We start from the raw sequence: 2,271 nt of genomic DNA, 5'->3' as shown, positions 1-2,271 counted from the left end.
CCGGACGGCGGCGAAAGCCGTATCGACGGCAGCCCCGCCACCATTGCCTCGCCGCTGGCCAGCCGCGCCGCCGGCATCACGGTGGTCTACCAGGAACTGGCGCTCTGCCCGACGCTGACCATCGCCGAAAACATCATGATGTCGGACATGGCGGCGCGCTCGTCACTATCCTTCGTGCCGCGCGACCAGATGCGGCGCGAGGCGCGCGCGGCATTGACCCGGCTCGGCATGGGCGCGCTCGATCCCGACACCAGGGTCTCGCGCCTGTCGGTGGCCGAGATGCAGTTGGTCGAGATCGCCGGCGCCATCCGCCAGCGCGCCCGCGTGCTGGTGCTCGACGAACCCAATTCGGCGCTGTCCAAGCGCGAGAGCGAGCGTCTGTTCGAGATCGTCAGGCAATTGCGCGGCGAAGGCGTCACCGTGATCTACGTCTCGCATCACCTGAAGGAAGTGCTCGACCTTGCCGACCGCGTCACCGTGATGCGCGACGGCCGTACCATCGAGACAATGGACAATGACGGCCTGTCGGAGGACCGGTTGATCCGCGCCATGGTCGGCCGCGACCTCGATACGGCGGCGCAATGGTCGCTGCAAGCTGAAGCGCGGTCGGATGACGCGCCCATAGTGCTGTCGGTCGAGAAGCTGACCGCGCCAGGGCTGGACAGGCTGAGCTTTCATGCCCGCGCCGGCGAAATTCTCGGCATTGGCGGCCTGCCGGATTCCGGCAAGGACATGCTGGGCGAGGCGCTGTTCGGCCTGTGCCAGCGCAGCGGCCGCGTCACCGTAGACGGCAAGGAATTGCGCGCCGCCGACCCGCAGGCCTCAATCCGCAGTGGCATGGCGCTGGTGCCGGCAGACCGGCGCGGCGCCGGTGCGCTGCTGTCGATGAGCGTCGCCAACAATGTCGTCTCGGCCTCGCTGCCGCGCTTCTCGCTGGCTGGCTTCATGCGGCGTGGTGCCGTGCGCCGCGAGGCCCGCGCGCAGGTCGCGCGGCTCGACGCGCGCATTTCACATCTTGGCCAGAAGCTGGCGACACTGTCGGGCGGCAACCAGCAGAAAATCATCCTCGGGCGCAGCCTCGTCACAAACCCGCGCGTGCTGGTGCTGCACGAGCCGACGCGCGGCGTCGATGTCGGCGCCAAGGCCGAGATCTACGCCATATTGCGCGGCATCGCCGCCGAGGGCGTCGCGGTGGTGATGATCTCGTCGGAGATCCCCGAGTTGATCATGAACGCCGAACGCGTTCTGGTGCTGCGCAATGGTGGCATATCGGGCGAGCTGACCGGAGCCGGTATCAACGAGGAAGCGATCCTGGCCCGCGCCATGGCATCCTGAACGAGGCATTGATGAGCAAGACCGCACCAAGAATTACAATCGTCGGCAGTTTCGCGGTCGGCCTGACCATGCGGGCGCCCAAACTGCCGATCTTCGGCGAGACGATGCTCGGCACCGACTTCGACATGGGCGCCGGCGGCAAGGGCTCCAACCAAGCGGTGGCCACCGCAAGGCTTGGCGCGCGCTCGGCGCTGGTCGCCATCATCGGCACCGACAAGCTGGCCGGCATCGCAACCGACCTCTATGCCGCCGAGGGCGTCAATGCGAGCCTGGTCACGACGACAACCGAACGCGCCACCGGCGTCGGCTTCATCATCCTCAACGACAAGGGTGAGAACTTCATCATCCTCGACATGGGCGCCAACGAGCTGATGGATGCCGCGACCGTCGACGCGGCCGAAGAGCGCATCGCCGGGAGCGATGTCGTCATGACCGTGCTCGAAGTGCCGATCGCCGCCGCCGCCCGCGCCATGCAGCTTGGCCGCAAGCATGGCGCCCGCACCATCCTCAATCCAGCACCGGCACGCCAGCTTCCCGACGCGATCTTCGCCTCCGTCGATTATCTGACCCCCAACGAGAGCGAGCTGCGCATCCTGCTCGGCCTGCCCGCCGACGATCCGCGCTCATCGCGCGAGCTTGCCGGCGAATTGCGCCGCCGTGGCGTGCGCAATGTGGTGGTTACGCTCGGCCGCAGCGGCGCGCTGATCCTGACCGACGATCTCGACATCATGGTACCGGCCGTGCCCGTCGCCGTGGTCGACACCACCGGCGCCGGCGACGCGTTCAACTCCGGCTTCGCGGTGGCGCTGGCCGAAGGTCGCGATATCGTCGATGCGGTCCGCTTCGGCGTCGTCTGCGGCGGCATCGCCTGCACAAGGCTCGGCGTCATTCCCGGCCTGCCCGAACGGGCACAGGCCGACGCGCTCTACGCCGAGG

At 67.9% G+C, this 2,271-nt stretch carries 2 protein-coding genes; both read left to right on the top strand.

All coding sequences use genetic code 11. The annotated features are described in order from the left end of the window. On the top strand, nt 1–1,335 hold a 1,335-nt coding region (locus EN914_RS32695; RefSeq protein ID WP_164779085.1), incomplete at its 5' end, for a sugar ABC transporter ATP-binding protein. Nucleotides 1,336–1,346: 11 nt separating this feature from the next. Beyond that, on the top strand, nt 1,347–2,271 hold a 925-nt coding region (locus tag EN914_RS32690), incomplete at its 3' end, for a ribokinase (RefSeq protein WP_164779084.1).

Origin of the sequence: Mesorhizobium sp. M7A.F.Ca.CA.001.08.2.1 (genome assembly GCF_003998455.1) — a bacterium.
Classification (GTDB): Bacteria; Pseudomonadota; Alphaproteobacteria; order Rhizobiales; family Rhizobiaceae; genus Mesorhizobium; species Mesorhizobium ciceri.
The sequence above is the reverse complement of the archived record's forward strand: the minus strand, read 5'-3'. Positions and strand labels throughout refer to the sequence as shown.